Genomic DNA, 14,597 nt, shown 5'->3' with positions numbered 1-14,597 from the left:
CGCTACCGGCTGGATTTGACATGACCGCTACGGAGAGCGGGGATGTGCGACGGCTGAATCCCCCGCGCGGGGGCACCGGCGTACGGGCCCGGCGCGCGTCCGGGGACGGTACGTACGACCCGGCGTACGTACCGCGCCGGCTCAGCTGCCCGTGAGCATCGCGGTGATCCGCTCCGATGCCGCCTTGGCCTCCTCGGCGGGGTCACCGCCCTGGAGGACCGCCGTCATGTACGGCTTGATCGGGTTCTCGGCCTCGACGGCCGCCCACTGGGGCGAGTTGGGGGTGGCGCGGCCCTCGGTGGCCCCGGCGGCCATCGCCGCGGTGCCCTCCTCGTCCCCGATGACGCGCGCGAGGCTCGGCTTGTTGGGCACATAGCTCATGGTCCGGACGAGTTCCGTCTGCCACTTCTCGCTCGCCAGCGCCTTGACGACCTCGATGCCCGCGCTGCGCTGGTCGGCGTTCTTGGGCACGATCAGGTCGGAGCCTCCGGTGAATACGGAACCCGGCGCTTTCGCCGTCTTGCCCGGAATGGGGAAGTAGCCGAGCTTTCCCTTGAGTTCGGGGTTCTTCTGCTCGATGAGCGAGGCGGCCCCGGGCACCGAGATGATCTGCGCGACGTTGCCCCGGGCGAATACGTCGGTCTGCGGGGGCTTCTCCTCGTCGGCGTCCGTGGGCCCGTCGCCGAGCGACTGGAGTTCCTTGTAGAACTCCATTCCCTTGAGCGCCTCCGGTGTTCCGAGGGCCCCTTCCCAGTCGCCGCCGTTCTCGTCGGCCAGGTCCCCGCCCTCGTCCCAGATGAACCCGGCCAGGACATACCAGTTCTGGCCCGCGAGATAGATGCCCTGGTTTCCGTTGCTGTTGAGCTTTTCGCCGGCCGCGATCCACTCCTGGCGGGTCTTCGGCGGAGTCCTGATGCCCGCCTGCTCGAAGATGTCCTTGTTGTAGATCACCACCCGGTTGGCGGCGTACCAGGGGATGCCGTACTGGACTCCGTTGATGCTCCCGGGCTGGGCGAGTCCGGGAATCCAGTCGTCGCTGCCCAGGTCACGCATCGATTCGAGGGTGAGGTCGCGCAGCCCCCCGCTGACCGCGTACTGGGCCACCTGGGTGTTCCCGACCTCGATGACGTCCGGGGCGTCGTCCCCCTTGAGCGCGGACATGATCTTGGGGCCGATTCCGCTCCATTCCTGGATCTTGAACTCCAGATCGACCGAGGGGTGCTCCTCCTCGTACGACTTGGTGAACTTGTCCAGGAATCCCTGGGAGACGCTGTCCTTCATCAGCCAGACCGTCACGGTGCGGTCGCCGGAACCGGAGTCCGAGAAATAGCCGCATCCACCGAGAGCGACGGAAGAGACGAGCGCGACGGCTCCGGCGAGTATGCGGTTTTTCACTGGGTCACCTTCTGCGGAACGGTACGACGGAATCAGAACCCGGTGTGGGGGGACTGCGGGCATCGCTCGCACGGGCGTGGCTGGATTTTGGTATGGACCATTCGTCAGGTCAAGGCCCGCTCGAGCCCGGGACGAGCCGATTCTCCCTCTCGCGCGACATCCCGAAATGAGGCAACGTGGTCACAGGAAAGGGGACATAAGATGCCTAACCACACCTATCGGGTCACCGAAATCGTAGGAACCTCCGAGGAAGGCATCGATGAGGCGATCCGGAACGGCGTTGCCAGAGCTTCTGAAACGTTGCACAATCTCGACTGGTTCGAGATCACCCAGGTGCGCGGACACATCGAGGATGGCCGAATCGCGCACTACCAAGTCGGCCTGAAGGTTGGCTTCCGGCTCGACGAGAATGCCTGATCAGGTCCGCCCCTCGCGTTCCTGCGCGTCCTTCAGCACGTCCGGGGCGACCGCCCAGCGGGCCCTCACCACGGTGAATCCGGCCGCCTCCGCCGCATCGCAGACCAGCTCGTCGTCATCGACGAACACCCGCACCTCACGCGTCCGGCCCAGCCGCTTCAGGCTGTCCAGCTTGGTACGGCGGGCCGGCCGACGGTCGTCGTTGCGCCGCATATAAAGCCGGCCCCCGGGCAGCCCCTGCCGGGCCAGCCAGTCCAGGGTGTCGCGGCGGCACCGCTCCGGCCGTCCGGTCAGATAGACGACCTCGCACTCCTCGGCCCACTCCAGCGCCAGGGCGACCCCTTCCGCCAGCGGGGGATCATCCACCGCGGCGGTGAAGAAGGCGTTCCAGTCCTTCGTCCGGCCCTCCAGGCAGTGCTGCCGGTGGGCACTGTCCGCGAGTGTGCCGTCCAGATCGAAAACGGCCAGTGGCCGCGCCTTGTCGCTCACTCCCCCAGCCTAAGGGCCCTCCGGGAATCCTGGCGGGGGCAGGACGTTGAACACGGTGTGAGCCCTTCGATCGCGTCGACCCGCTTCTCCGTCCTGGACCGTTCCCGCACCCGCGAGGGTCATGACGGCCCGCAGGCCCTGCGCGAGACCGTGCGCCTGGCCCAGGAGGCCGAGGCTCTCGGATTCCACCGCTTCTGGGTCTCCGAACACCACAGCGTGCCGGGAGTCGCGGGCTCGGCCCCGACCGTGCTGGCCGCCGCCGTCGCCGCCGTGACCTCCACCATCCGGGTCGGCACCGGCGGGGTGATGCTCCCCAACCATCAGCCGCTCGTGGTCGCCGAGCAGTTCGGGGTGCTCGCCTCACTGTTCCCGGGACGGATCGACATGGGGCTCGGCCGCTCGGTGGGGTTCACCGACGGCATCCGCGGGGCGCTGGGCCGCGGCAAGCGGGACGCCGACGACTTCGCCGGGCAGCTGGGCGAACTGCTCGGCTGGCTGGACGGCACCCAGCAGGCCCATCCCCAGGTCCACGCCCGCCCAGCCGAGGGCCTGGACATCCCCCCGTACATCCTGGCGACCGGCGAGGGCGCGGCCATCGCGGCGGCGGCCGGCCTGCCCCTGGTCATCGGCGATCTGCGCGGCCGGGACAGGCTGTTGCGCGCCGTCGAGGTCTACCGCAGGGACTTCCGGCCGTCCGCCCGGTCTCCGCAGCCGTATGTGATCGTCGCGGGCACCGTCGCGGTCGCCGCCACCGAAGCGGCGGCCCGTCGGCTGCTGATACCCGAAGCCTGGTCCATGGCCCACTCCCGCACCCATGGCTCCTTCCCCCCGCTGGCCCCCGCCGAGCGCGTCGAGAGCCTCGCCATGACGGAGCGGGAGCGGAGCATGTTCGAGCGGGGCCTCGCCGGGCACATCCACGGCACCGGGGAGCAGGTGGCCGCACAGCTCGAAACGGCGATCGGGGAGACCGGCGCCGACGAGGTACTGGTCACGACCAGCACGTACGACCGCCAGGGCCTGCTGGACTCCCTGCGGCGGCTGTCCGCGCTCACCGGCCGGACGGTGGGCGCGGACCGGGCCGCCCAGGGCGGGCGGTACTAGAATCGAACCGCTTGCCCCGAATTCTCCGCCCTGATCAGTTTCCGTACGGAGCCACGCCCCGATGTCCTCCCCCCACGATCCGTACGTCCGGGTGCGAGGCGCCCGTGAGCACAACCTCCAGGACGTCCATGTCGACATCCCGCGTGACACCCTCACGGTGTTCACCGGTGTCTCGGGGTCCGGGAAGTCCTCGCTGGCCTTCGGGACGATCTACGCCGAGGCCCAGCGCCGCTACTTCGAGTCCGTCGCCCCGTACGCCCGCCGGCTGATCCACCAGGTCGGCGCTCCGGCGGTCGGCGAGATCACCGGACTGCCGCCCGCGGTCTCCCTGGAGCAGCGCCGCTCCGCCCCCGGGTCGCGTTCCTCGGTCGGTACGGTCACGACGCTCTCCAACTCGCTGCGCATGCTGTTCTCCCGGGCCGGGGACTATCCGGCGGGCGCCGAGCGGCTCGACTCCGACGCCTTCTCCCCGAACACGGCGGCCGGGGCCTGCCCCTCGTGCCACGGTCTCGGCAGGATCCACCGCACCACCGAGGAACTGCTCGTACCGGATGCCTCGCTGTCGATCCGGGACGGGGCGATCGCCGCCTGGCCCGGAGCCTGGCAGGGCAAGAACCTGCGCGATGTGCTGGACGCGCTCGGGTACGACGTGGACCGGCCGTGGGAGGAGCTGCCGGCCGCCGACCGGGAGTGGATCCTGTTCACCGACGAGCAGCCGGTGGTGACAGTCCATCCGGTGCGTGAGGCGGGCCGGATCCAACGCCCGTACCGGGGCACGTACATGAGCGCCCGGCGCTATGTGATGCATACGTTCGCGGACTCCCGCAGCGCCACGCTCCGGGCGAAGGCGGAGCGGTTCCTGACCAGCGCCCCGTGCCCGGTCTGCGCGGGCAGCAGGCTCCGGCCGGAGGCGATGGCCGTCACCTTCGGCGGGCGGACGATCGCCGAGCTGGCCGCGCTGCCCCTCGCCGAGCTCGCCGAGGTGCTGTCCCTCGCGGGCGGCGGGGAGACGGCGCGGGTACTGACGGCCGATCTGCTGGCGCGGATCGCTACGGTGACCGAGCTGGGGCTGGGCTATCTCAGCCTGGACCGTACGGCACCGACGCTGTCCTCCGGCGAGTTGCAGCGGCTGCGGCTCGCCACCCAGCTGCGTTCGGGGCTCTTCGGGGTGGTGTACGTCCTGGACGAGCCCTCGGCCGGACTGCATCCCGCGGACACCGAGTCCCTGCTCGCCGTGCTCGGCCGGCTGAAGGAGGCCGGGAACACGGTCTTCGTGGTGGAGCACCAGATGGATGTGGTGCGGCGCGCGGACTGGCTGGTGGATGTGGGACCGCTGGCCGGGGAGCACGGTGGGCGGGTGCTGCACAGCGGGCCGCCCGCCGGGCTCGCGGACGTGCCGCAGTCCGCCACGCGCCGGTTCCTGTTCGACAGAACTCCGGCGCCGGTACGGGAGCCGAGGACGCCGTCCGGGTGGCTGAGGCTGACCGGGGTGGACCGGCACAATGTGCGCGGCGTCGACGCGGAGTTCCCGCTCGGGGTGTTCACCGCGGTGACCGGTGTCTCGGGTTCGGGGAAGTCGACCCTGGTCGGCCAGGTGCTGGCCGGGGCACTGGCGGACCGGCAGGCCGCGGACGGGCCGCCCGGGGCGCGGGGCGCGCGGTACTGCGCGTCGGCGCGGGGGCTGGAGGCGGTGGACCGGCTCGTCCAGGTCGACCAGAAGCCCATCGGCCGTACGCCCCGGTCGAATCTGGCCACGTACACCGGGCTCTTCGACGTCGTACGGAAGCTGTTCGCGGGGACGGAGACGGCGCGGGCGCGCGGCTACAGGGCGGGGCGGTTCTCCTTCAATGTGCCGGGCGGGCGGTGCGAGACCTGTCAGGGCGAGGGGTTCGTCTCCGTGGAGCTGCTGTTCCTGCCCAGTACGTACGCGCCCTGCCCCGACTGTCACGGCGCGCGCTACAACCCGGCGACACTGGAGGTCACGCTGGGCGGGCTGACCATCGCGCAGGTGCTGGACCTGACGGTGGAGTCGGCGGCCGGGTTCTTCACCGGCACCCCGGCGGCCGGGCGCAGTCTGTCGACGCTGCTCGATGTGGGGCTGGGGTATCTGCGGCTCGGTCAGCCCGCGACGGAGCTGTCGGGCGGCGAGGCCCAGCGGATCAAGCTGGCCGCCGAGCTCCAGCGCACCCGGCGCGGCCACACGCTGTATCTGCTGGACGAGCCGACGACCGGACTGCATCCGGCCGATGTCGAGGTGCTGATGCGGCAGTTGCACGGGCTGGTGGACGCGCGGAACACGGTGGTGGTCGTGGAGCACGACATGGCCGTGGTGGCGGGTGCGGACCATGTGATCGATCTGGGGCCGGGAGGCGGCGGCCGGGGCGGCAGGATCGTCGCGACGGGCACTCCGGCGGAGGTGGCACGGGCGGCGGACAGCCGCACGGCCCCCTATCTGGCGAGGGCCCTGCGGCCGGACGGCCGGGGCGTGACCTCGTGATCGGCTCCTGACCCCCGGGGCCGGGGGTCAGGAGCGGTGTGCGGGTCCGGTCAGCGGGCGGCCCTGCGGGTCGCGCGCAGCCACTCCTTGTTCATGGCCGCGATCGACGGCAGCGGAATGCCCTTCGGGCAGGCCGTGGCGCACTCGCCGGTGAGGGTGCAGCCGCCGAAGCCCTCCTCGTCCATGGTCGCGACCATGTCCAGGACCCGGGTCTCACGTTCGGGCGCGCCCTGCGGCAGCACATTGAGGTGGTTGACCTTCGCCGAGGTGAAGAGCATCGCGGAGCCGTTGGGGCAGGCCGCCACACACGCGCCGCAGCCGATGCACTCGGCGTGCTCGAAGGCGAAGTCGGCGTCCGGCTTGGGCACGGGCGTGGCGTGCGCGTCCGGGGCGGTGCCGGTGGGGGCGGAGATGTAGCCGCCGGACTGGATGATGCGGTCGAAGGCCGAGCGGTCCACGACGAGGTCCTTGACCACCGGGAACGCGGCGGCCCGCCAGGGCTCGATGTCGATGGTGTCGCCGTCCTGGAAGGACCGCATGTGGAGCTGGCAGGTGGTGGTGCGTTCCGGGCCGTGGGCGTCGCCGTTGATGACCAGGCTGCACGCTCCGCAGATGCCTTCGCGGCAGTCGTGGTCGAAGGCGACGGGCTCGTCCCCGTCGAGGATGAGCTCCTCGTTGAGGGTGTCGAGCATCTCCAGGAACGACATGTCCTGGGAGATGCCGTCGACCTGGTAGGTGGCCATGGCGCCGGGCGTCTCGGCGTTCTGCTGGCGCCAGACGCGCAGGGTGAGCTTCATGCGTAGCTCCGCTGGGTGGGGTGGACGTACTCGAAGACGAGGTCTTCCTTGTGCAGGACGGGGGCTTCGCCGGTGCCGGAGAACTCCCAGGCGGCGGCGTAGGAGAACTCCTCGTCCCGGCGGGCGGCCTCACCCTCAGGGGTCTGTGACTCCTCACGGAAGTGGCCGCCGCAGGATTCGGCGCGGTGCAGGGCGTCGAGGCACATCAGCTCGGCGAGTTCGAGGTAGTCGACGATGCGGTTGGCCTTCTCCAGCGACTGGTTGAACTGTTCTCCGGTGCCGGGGACCTTGATGCGGCGCCAGAACTCCTCGCGGATCTGCGGGATCCGTTCCAGGGCCTTGCGCAGCCCCTCCTCGGTGCGGGCCATCCCGCAGAACTCCCACATGAGTTCACCGATCTCACGGTGGAAGGAGTCGGGGGTGCGGTCGCCGTCGACGGCGAGCAGCAGGTTGATGCGGTCCTCGGTCTCGGCGACGGCCTCGGCGACCGCCGGGTGGTCCGCGTCGACGGTCTCCGTGTGGGGGTTGCGGGCCAGGTAGTCGTTGATCGTGGACGGCAGGACGAAGTAGCCGTCGGCGAGGCCCTGCATCAGCGCGGAGGCGCCCAGCCGGTTGGCCCCGTGGTCGGAGAAGTTCGCCTCGCCGATCGCGAAGAGCCCGGGGACGGTGGTCTGGAGGTCGTAGTCGACCCAGAGGCCGCCCATCGTGTAGTGCACGGCGGGATAGATCCGCATGGGTGTGCTGTACGGGTCCTCCGCGGTGATCCGCGCGTACATGTCGAAGAGGTTGCCGTACTTCTCCTCGACCCCGGCCCTGCCCATCCGCGCGATGGCGTCGGCGAAGTCCAGGTAGACGCCCTGGCCGCCGGGGCCGACGCCCCGGCCCTCGTCGCAGACGTTCTTGGCGGCCCGGGAGGCGATGTCACGGGGCACGAGGTTGCCGAAGGCCGGGTAGATGCGCTCCAGGTAGTAGTCGCGCTCGTCCTCGGGGATCTCGCCCGCGGGACGGTCGTCGCCCTTGGCCTTCGGGACCCAGATCCGGCCGTCGTTGCGCAGCGACTCGCTCATCAGCGTCAGTTTGGACTGGTGGTCGCCGGTGCGCGGGATGCAGGTGGGGTGGATCTGGGTGAAGCAGGGGTTGGCGAAGTAGGCACCGCGACGGTGGGCGCGCCAGATGGCGGTGGCGTTGGAGTTCATGGCGTTGGTCGACAGGTAGAAGACGTTGCCGTAGCCGCCGCTGGCCAGGACGACCGCGTCGGCGAAGTAGGTGTCGATCTTCCCCGTGATCAGGTCGCGGGCGACGATGCCGCGGGCCTTTCCGTCGACGACGATCAGGTCGAGCATCTCGGTGCGCGCGTGGAGTTCGACGTTGCCCGCGGCGATCTGCCGGGCCAGCGCCTGGTACGCGCCGAGGAGGAGCTGCTGCCCGGTCTGGCCCCTGGCGTAGAAGGTGCGGGAGACCTGGACGCCGCCGAACGAGCGGTTGTCGAGGAGCCCGCCGTACTCGCGGGCGAAGGGGACTCCCTGGGCGACGCACTGGTCGATGATCTCGACGGAGATCTGGGCGAGCCGGTGGACGTTGGACTCCCGGGCGCGGAAGTCGCCGCCCTTGACGGTGTCGTAGAACAGCCGGTGGACGGAGTCGCCGTCGTTGCGGTAGTTCTTCGCGGCGTTGATGCCGCCCTGCGCGGCGACGGAGTGTGCCCGGCGGGGCGAGTCCTGGAAGCAGAACTGGACGACGTGGTAGCCCTGTTCGGCGAGGGTGGCGCCGGCCGAACCGCCCGCGAGGCCGGTGCCGATGACGATGACGGTGTGCTTGCGGCGGTTGGCCGGGTTGACGAGTCTGGCCGTGAAGCGCCGGGTGTCCCACCGATCGGCGACGGGCCCTTCGGGTGCCTTGGTGTCGGCGACGGGCGTGCCCGTCGTGTAGTGCGAGTAGTCGGTCATGTCAGCTCACGACTCCGGTCATGACGGCGACGGGTATGGAGATGAAGCCCAGCGTCAGCACCGCCGCGAGCACATTGGCGAGGGTCTTCAGAACACGGTCACGGGTGGCGCTGCCGACGCCCAGGGTCTGCGCGGCGCTCCAGAATCCGTGCTGGACGTGCAGGCCCATGGCGAGCATCGCGACGATGTAGACGGTGTTCCCGTACCAGGTCGAGAAGGTGTCGATGACGTTCTGGTAGGGACGTCCGGACTGGAAGCCGCCCGGGTGCGCGGTGCCGGTCGTCAGGTCGAGGATGTGCCAGACGATGAACAGCGCCAGGATGATGCCGCCCCAGCGCATGGTCCGGGTGGCGTAACTCGCACGCGGCTTGCGGTGGACGTAACGGGTCGGGCGCGCCCTGATGTCGCGCCGGCTCAGCTGGTATGCGGAGACGCCGTGCAGCACGACGGCGGCGACGAGCACCACCCGGACGATCCACAGGGCCCACTCGTAGTGCAGGAAGGGCTCGCCCATGGTCCGCAGCCAGTGGGCGTAGTGGTTGAACTCGCCTGATCCGAAGAAGATCTTCAGGTTGCCGACCATGTGGACGACCAGGTAGCCGAGCATGATCAGGCCGCTCACAGCCATGATCGTCTTCTTGCCGACGGACGAGTCCCAGAGTGTACGCGTCATGGACGGCCGTCGGTCCGCCCGCGTTGCCAATGCCATGGACACGACGCTAGGGCCGAAAGACCCATCAGTCCAAGACATGGTGTGGCTCATCTTCATAGGCTTTGCCTATCGTGCCGCGTTATCGTCGGTGTATGCACCTCCAGCAGCTCTCCTATTTCGTGGCCGTCGCCGAGGCCCGGCACTTCACCCGCGCCGCCGAGGCGGTGCATGTCTCGCAGCCTTCGCTCTCCCAGCAGATCCGGGCGCTGGAGAACGAGCTGGGCGCCGAACTGTTCAGCCGGGCGCGGGGCAATATCGCCCTCACCGACGCGGGCGAGGCGCTGCTGCCGCTGGCCCGCCGGATCCTCGCGGACGCGGACACCGCCCGGCACGAGGTGCAGGAGCTGGTGCAGCTGCGGCGCGGGCGTGTCCGGCTCGGGGCGACCCCCAGCCTCTGCACGGGTCTGCTGCCGGACGTCCTGCGCGCCTTCCACGATCTGCATCCGGGCGTCCGGCTGCTGCTGGAGGAGGGCGGCTCGCACGACCTCGTACGGCAGTTGGCGCGCGGCGCGCTCGATCTCGCCCTGGTCGTGCTGCCCCTGCCGGCCGCCTCGCCCGCGCTGACCACCGTGGAGCTGCTGCACGAGGACCTGGTCGTGGTGTCGTCCGCGGCGGAGGCCGCCCCGGGGCGGGGCGGCAGGGTGCGGATCACCGATCTCCAGGGCGCGCCGCTGGTGATGTTCCGTCACGGCTACGACCTGCGCGAGCTGACTCTGGCGGCCTGCCGCGCCGAGGGCTTCGAACCGTCGTTCACGGTGGAGGGCGGCGAGATGGACGCGGTGCTCGGTTTCGTCCGGGCGGGGCTGGGCATCGCGGTGGTGCCCAGCATGGTCGCGAACCGGGCCGGGCACGATCTGCGCACCACCCCGCTGGCCAGACCCGGGCTGCGCCGCACGATCGCGCTCGCGCACCGCAGCGATGTGGCACCGCCGCGGGCGGCGAGGGAGCTGCGGCGTGTGCTGCTGTCCTCGATCGCCGGACGGGCCGGAAGTCCGGTCCCGTCCGGCGGCTGAGGACAACCGCAGGACCACCGGCCCCCGGGCAGGACCGCCGGGCTGACGCACGTCCGCCCGGCGGTCCCCTCACACGGCGTCGGCCAGCAGCAGGCTGTGAATACGGTCCGGGGCACCCGGGCGGGCGTAGTACCAGCCCTGGGCGGTGTCGCAGCCCAGCTCACGCAGCTGCTGGGCCTGGGCCCCGGTCTCCACGCCCTCCACCGTCACGGCCAGCTCCAGGCTGTGCGCGAGCGACACGATCCCTTCGACGATCTTCAGGTCGACGGGGTCGGCCGGGTGCTGCTGCATGCCCTGGGTGAAGGAACGGTCCAGCTTGAGCACACTCACCGGCAGCCTGCGCAGATTGGCCAGGTTGGAGTATCCGGTGCCGAAGTCGTCGAGCGCTATGTCGACGCCCATCTCCGCCAGCTGCCGCAGCGGTTTGAGCAGGTCGTCGTCGGCGCCGATCAGCGCGGACTCGGTGACCTCCAGGCAGAGCGCCCCCGGTTCCAGACCGGAACGTTCCAGCACATCGACCGTCTCGGCGACCAGCCGCGGGTGGTGCAGCTGGGTCGGCGAGAGGTTGACGTTGATCCGCAACGGGCCGCCGTCGCTGTGCCGTTCCTGCCAGAAGTTCGCCTGCCGGACGGACTCCTCCAGCACCCAGCGGCCCAGCGGCACGATCAGCCCGGTGTGCTCGGCGAGCGGGATGAACCGGTCCGGACCGAGCACCCCGTGCTGCGGATGGCACCAGCGCACCAGCGCCTCCGCACCGTGCACACTGCCGTCGCCCAGGTGCACGAGCGGCTGGTACTCGATGAAGAACTCACCGCGGTCCAGCGCCGCGGGCAGTGCGGTGGTCAGCCCGTGCCGGGTGATGGCGCGCGCGTCGGCCTCCGCGTCGGCGAGCTCGAAACGGTTGCCGCCGGCCGACTTGGCCCGGTACATCGTGATGTCGGCACTGCGCAGCACCTCGGCGGCGCTGCGCTCCCCGGAGGGGCCTTCGACGATGCCGATGGAACCGCGCACGGTCAGCTCCCGGCCGTCCAGCCGGATGGGTGTGGCGAGCACGCCGAGGATGCGGCAGGCGAGTTCGTCGACCTCGTCCTCGGTGTCCGGTCCGGTGGTCAGGGCGACGAACTCGTCGCCGCCGAGCCGGGCCACCATCTCGCCGGGTGCCGTGGCGCAGCTCTGCAGCCGGTCGGCGACCTCGACCAGCAGCCGGTCACCGGCGGCGTGGCCCAGGCTGTCGTTGATCGCCTTGAAGCCGTCCAGGTCGAGGTAGCAGAGCCCGAAGCGGGTGCCGTTCCTCGCCGAGACGGCCTTCTCCAGCCGTTCGAAGAAGAGCGTGCGATTGGGAAGGCCGGTGAGCGCGTCATGGGTCGCCTCGTAGCGCAGCCGCAGATTGAGGAGCCTGCGCTCCGTGGTGTCCTCCAGCAGGGCGAGCTGGTACTCCGGGCGGCCCTCGGCGTCCCGCAGCAGCGACACCGTCAGGTTGGTCCACAGGACCGTTCCGTCGTTGCGGTAGTAGGGCTTCTCGACCCGGTAGTGCTCGCGCTCGCCGCGCACCAGCTCGTTGTAGTACTTCCAGACCTGCGGCGAATCCTCGGGGTGGACCCACTCGTTCAGCTTGTGTCCGCGGACATGGTGGTCCAGGCCGCCGAACATCCGGGTGAGGGTGTCGTTCACCTCCAGGACGTTGCCGTCCAGGTCCGCGATGCCGATGCCGATGGCGGCGTCCTTGAAGACGGCCCGGAAGCGTGCCTCCGTGGCATGCAGCACCTGCTCCGCGTGGGAGCGGGCGGCGAGGGCCGAGCGGGCGATGGCCTCCTGTTCGGACAGGGTCCGCTCACGCAGCGCCTGGGTGAAGCCGCCTGCCATCGCGTGCTGCATCCGTGCGCAGCGGGCCCTGCTGTCCTCGGTGGACAGTTCCCTGGGCCCGTTGCCGCCGCAGTAGAGGACGAGATAGGAGTCGACGACGCCGAGCGAGGAGCTGAGGGCGTCCGGGTCCGTGCAGTGGGCCTCGACCAGCGCCGCGCCCACGCGCTGGGCGGGCGCCGCCTCGAACGGGTGGGCGTGCAGGATTCCGTTCAGCTCCCGTGCCAGCGGCAGGAGATGCTGCTCGAATTCCGGTCGGGTCATGGAGGTGGCCGTCGAGGGGAAGATGGCCCGGCTCCAGATCGTGGCGAATCTCCGGAGCCGGCCCTCGGGGCCGTCCGGTTCCGCGTCCGGCTCACCGGACGCCTGGGCGGGAATGCTCACGCCTTGCGTCCTACCCCTGCGAAGCCCGAGAAGGCGAACGGGTCCTCCTGCTCCGGCACCACGGGGGTGTCCGGGCGCCAGTGAGGCATGGCGACGAGGCCGGGCTCGACCATCTCGTACCCCTCGAAGAACCTGCTGACCTCGTCGCGCGAACGCATGACGAGCGGGTTGCGGATGTTGCGGTAGACGCCGACCGTGCCGCCCGCCTCCGCCTCGGACAGCGGGATCCCCTCGTACGAGGCGTGGGTCACGACGATCAGGCTGCCGGGGGCCAGCGCCTCACGCAGTTCGGCGACAGCCGCGTACGGGTCGTCGGCGTCCTCGATGAAGTGGAGCACCGCGACGAGCAGCAGCGCCACCGGCCTGCCGAGGTCGAGCAGTCCGCCCACCTCGGGGCTGTTCAGGATGTCCCGGGGGCGGCGCAGGTCGGCGGCGGCGACGACCGTACGGTCGTCGCCCTCCAGCACTTCCTGGCTGTGCGCGACCGCGACGGGGTCGTGGTCGATGTACGCCACCCGGGACTCGGGGTCGGCCGCCCGGGCGACTTCATGGACATTGCCGAAGGTCGGTATGCCGGAACCGATGTCCAGGAACTGGCTGATACCCACGCTTGTGGCGTAGCGCACGGCCCGGCGCATAAACGCCCGGTTCGCCTGCATGATCTTGGGAAGGCCGGGCATGAACTCCATGGCCTTGCGCGCCGCTTCCCGGTCCACCTCGAAATTGTGCGATCCGCCCAGATAGAAGTCGTACATGCGAGACACGCTCGGCACCGAAATGTCTATGCCTTGCGGTGCCCAGGCGGGACGCTCCATCGATGTCTCCAACAAGTCGCCACGGCGATCCGGCCATGTTCATGGTCAGTGTTGACCAGAGGCTACTGATCGGCCGCCAAGAGAGCGAGCGGAAACGGAAATTAGCGGTCCGTTATTGGTCACACACCAGTGGCATGTGCGGCGCCGCCCGTCGCTGCGTGTACGCATTCAGCGACGGAACGGCACTTCGGGCCCGTTTTCCGGCACCCGGCGGCGACTTGGACGAATGCGCGCGGTGATGCCCGCGGACCACTCCGGCGCACCGCCGAGTTCCGTACGTCGGAGACCGCGTATCATGTTCCGCCGACGCCCCGGCAGTTGGCGGATCCGCGCTTCACATCACCGGAAAAGGTATGGACCTACCCGGCAGTGACGGCTTTCGCCGCATTTCCCGGCCACCGGGGTGAGCATCGCTCACTTCTTGAGCAGTCGCCCGGACGGCGGCTTCGGCGGATCTCTCCCCCGTTCCGGGTCCTCGCGCGCCAAAAGCCTTGAGTGATCGACCGGTTCGGCAGTGCGCACGCCCGGCGTCTCAAACGTGAACCGTCAATTGTCCCCCCTATCAGGCGAATCCACTGCCACTCCTCGCGTGTCCGGCTTCGGCGCGGAACATGCTCCGGATCGTGTACGGATCACTCATCGGGCGGCTCACGGCAGCCGCCGCACTCATCTGGCTGATAGCCATACCGCCGCCCGCGTCCGCCGACGCCTGTGCGGTGGCCTCCATCGGGCTCGACGGCGGTTCCTCGGTCGCCGTGGCGGGCGGAGCACGGTGCGAGGCGGTCCCGAAGCCCGAACCTCCCCCGCCGCCGCCGGAGGAGCCACCGCCGCCTCCTCCTCCACCCCGTCCCGCACCGCCACCGCCACCGCCAGCGCCCGCACCCCCGCCTCCGCCTGCGCCCGCTCCGGTTCCCGCACCACCGGAACCGGAGCCTCCGTCGCGGATGCCCACGCCACCGCCCCCACCGAAACCTTCCCCGCAGCCCGCGCCGACACCATCGGCACGCGCGGCGCCCCCGACCCCCCGGCCCGTGGCACTCCCCACGTACCGCAGGGCGGCACACAAGACACCGGGGAGCGGGCCGTCGCTGGTCTCCCTGACCTTGCTGATCACCGCCCCCGCCGTATTCGCCGTCGCCGTGCTCCGGCCCCGCTCGTCCCGCTGACCGAG

The 14,597-nt window shown here is 70.3% G+C and carries 13 protein-coding genes; 6 read left to right on the top strand and 7 right to left on the bottom strand.

Going from position 1 to position 14,597, the window contains the following annotated elements; translation table 11 throughout:
- Nucleotides 1-20 precede the first annotated feature (20 nt).
- Nucleotides 21-155 carry a hypothetical protein gene (locus tag OHA98_RS15670; RefSeq protein ID WP_266926245.1) on the top strand — a complete coding sequence of 45 codons (135 nt, stop codon included), beginning with the start codon at nt 21-23 and terminating at the stop codon, nt 153-155.
- Here OHA98_RS15670 and OHA98_RS15665 read toward each other — a convergent pair.
- Complete coding sequence (locus OHA98_RS15665; RefSeq protein ID WP_266926244.1) at nt 142-1,395, bottom strand: extracellular solute-binding protein; 1,254 nt, start codon at nt 1,393-1,395, stop codon at nt 142-144. The genes OHA98_RS15670 and OHA98_RS15665 overlap by 14 nt on opposite strands.
- Before the next feature lie 201 nt (nt 1,396-1,596).
- Here OHA98_RS15665 and OHA98_RS15660 point away from each other — a divergent pair, with 201 nt between their 5' ends.
- Nucleotides 1,597-1,812 carry a dodecin gene (locus tag OHA98_RS15660; protein WP_266926242.1) on the top strand — a complete coding sequence of 72 codons (216 nt, stop codon included), beginning with the start codon at nt 1,597-1,599 and terminating at the stop codon, nt 1,810-1,812.
- Here the strand turns inward: OHA98_RS15660 and OHA98_RS15655 are convergent, their stop codons facing one another.
- Nucleotides 1,813-2,301, bottom strand: coding sequence for a hypothetical protein (locus OHA98_RS15655; protein WP_266926240.1), 489 nt, complete (start codon nt 2,299-2,301; stop codon nt 1,813-1,815).
- Nucleotides 2,302-2,358: 57 nt separating this feature from the next.
- On the opposite strand from OHA98_RS15655, the gene OHA98_RS15650 reads away from it, so the two are divergent.
- Together OHA98_RS15650 and OHA98_RS15645 are read left to right on the top strand one after the other, a co-directional pair.
- Nucleotides 2,359-3,402, top strand: a complete 1,044-nt coding sequence (locus OHA98_RS15650) for an MsnO8 family LLM class oxidoreductase (protein ID WP_266926239.1) — start codon at nt 2,359-2,361, stop codon at nt 3,400-3,402.
- Between the two features lie 61 nt (nt 3,403-3,463).
- On the top strand, nt 3,464-5,899 hold the full coding sequence (locus tag OHA98_RS15645) for an excinuclease ABC subunit UvrA (protein WP_266926238.1): 2,436 nt from the start codon (nt 3,464-3,466) through the stop codon (nt 5,897-5,899).
- Between the two features lie 50 nt (nt 5,900-5,949).
- On the opposite strand, the gene OHA98_RS15640 is transcribed toward OHA98_RS15645, so the two are convergent.
- From OHA98_RS15640 to OHA98_RS15630, 3 genes are read right to left on the bottom strand one after another with little or no spacing between them, the layout of a single operon-like run.
- Complete coding sequence (locus OHA98_RS15640) at nt 5,950-6,696, bottom strand: succinate dehydrogenase/fumarate reductase iron-sulfur subunit (RefSeq protein ID WP_266926236.1); 747 nt, start codon at nt 6,694-6,696, stop codon at nt 5,950-5,952.
- Entirely contained in the window at nt 6,693-8,642 is a 1,950-nt protein-coding gene (locus OHA98_RS15635) for a fumarate reductase/succinate dehydrogenase flavoprotein subunit (RefSeq protein ID WP_266926235.1), read from the bottom strand. The genes OHA98_RS15640 and OHA98_RS15635 overlap by 4 nt, the downstream gene beginning before the upstream one ends.
- A 1-nt stretch (nt 8,643) precedes the next feature.
- Entirely contained in the window at nt 8,644-9,351 is a 708-nt protein-coding gene (locus tag OHA98_RS15630; protein WP_266926234.1) for a succinate dehydrogenase, read from the bottom strand.
- Between the two features lie 95 nt (nt 9,352-9,446).
- Between OHA98_RS15630 and OHA98_RS15625 the strand changes: the two genes are divergently transcribed.
- Nucleotides 9,447-10,367 (top strand): LysR family transcriptional regulator, encoded by a 921-nt coding sequence (locus OHA98_RS15625; protein ID WP_266926232.1) that lies wholly within the window; start codon nt 9,447-9,449, stop codon nt 10,365-10,367.
- A 69-nt stretch (nt 10,368-10,436) separates the two neighbouring features.
- On the opposite strand, the gene OHA98_RS15620 is transcribed toward OHA98_RS15625, so the two are convergent.
- Both OHA98_RS15620 and OHA98_RS15615 read right to left on the bottom strand, forming a co-directional pair.
- On the bottom strand, nt 10,437-12,611 hold the full coding sequence (locus OHA98_RS15620; RefSeq protein WP_266926231.1) for a bifunctional diguanylate cyclase/phosphodiesterase: 2,175 nt from the start codon (nt 12,609-12,611) through the stop codon (nt 10,437-10,439).
- Nucleotides 12,608-13,426, bottom strand: coding sequence for an SAM-dependent methyltransferase (locus tag OHA98_RS15615; protein ID WP_266926229.1), 819 nt, complete (start codon nt 13,424-13,426; stop codon nt 12,608-12,610). The genes OHA98_RS15620 and OHA98_RS15615 overlap by 4 nt, the downstream gene beginning before the upstream one ends.
- A 1,031-nt stretch (nt 13,427-14,457) precedes the next feature.
- On the opposite strand from OHA98_RS15615, the gene OHA98_RS15610 reads away from it, so the two are divergent.
- Nucleotides 14,458-14,592: a hypothetical protein gene (locus tag OHA98_RS15610; protein ID WP_266926227.1), complete on the top strand. Its 135-nt coding sequence runs from the start codon at nt 14,458-14,460 to the stop codon at nt 14,590-14,592.
- Nucleotides 14,593-14,597 lie beyond the last annotated feature (5 nt).

The organism is Streptomyces sp. NBC_00654 (assembly GCF_026341775.1).
Classification (GTDB): domain Bacteria; phylum Actinomycetota; class Actinomycetes; order Streptomycetales; family Streptomycetaceae; genus Streptomyces.
This window is presented reverse-complemented; position numbering and strand designations above follow the sequence as displayed.

Bases quoted from the DNA above. Each gene is read 5' to 3' on its own strand.
- OHA98_RS15670 (WP_266926245.1), top strand. From the start codon at position 21: ATGACCGCTACGGAGAGCGGGGATGTGCGACGGCTGAATCCCCCGCGC.
- OHA98_RS15660 (WP_266926242.1), top strand. From the start codon at position 1,597: ATGCCTAACCACACCTATCGGGTCACCGAAATCGTAGGAACCTCCGAG.
- OHA98_RS15645 (WP_266926238.1), top strand. From the start codon at position 3,464: ATGTCCTCCCCCCACGATCCGTACGTCCGGGTGCGAGGCGCCCGTGAG.
- OHA98_RS15640 (WP_266926236.1), bottom strand. From the start codon at position 6,696: ATGAAGCTCACCCTGCGCGTCTGGCGCCAGCAGAACGCCGAGACGCCC.
- OHA98_RS15635 (WP_266926235.1), bottom strand. From the start codon at position 8,642: ATGACCGACTACTCGCACTACACGACGGGCACGCCCGTCGCCGACACC.
- OHA98_RS15630 (WP_266926234.1), bottom strand. From the start codon at position 9,351: ATGGCATTGGCAACGCGGGCGGACCGACGGCCGTCCATGACGCGTACA.
- OHA98_RS15625 (WP_266926232.1), top strand. From the start codon at position 9,447: ATGCACCTCCAGCAGCTCTCCTATTTCGTGGCCGTCGCCGAGGCCCGG.
- OHA98_RS15615 (WP_266926229.1), bottom strand. From the start codon at position 13,426: ATGGAGCGTCCCGCCTGGGCACCGCAAGGCATAGACATTTCGGTGCCG.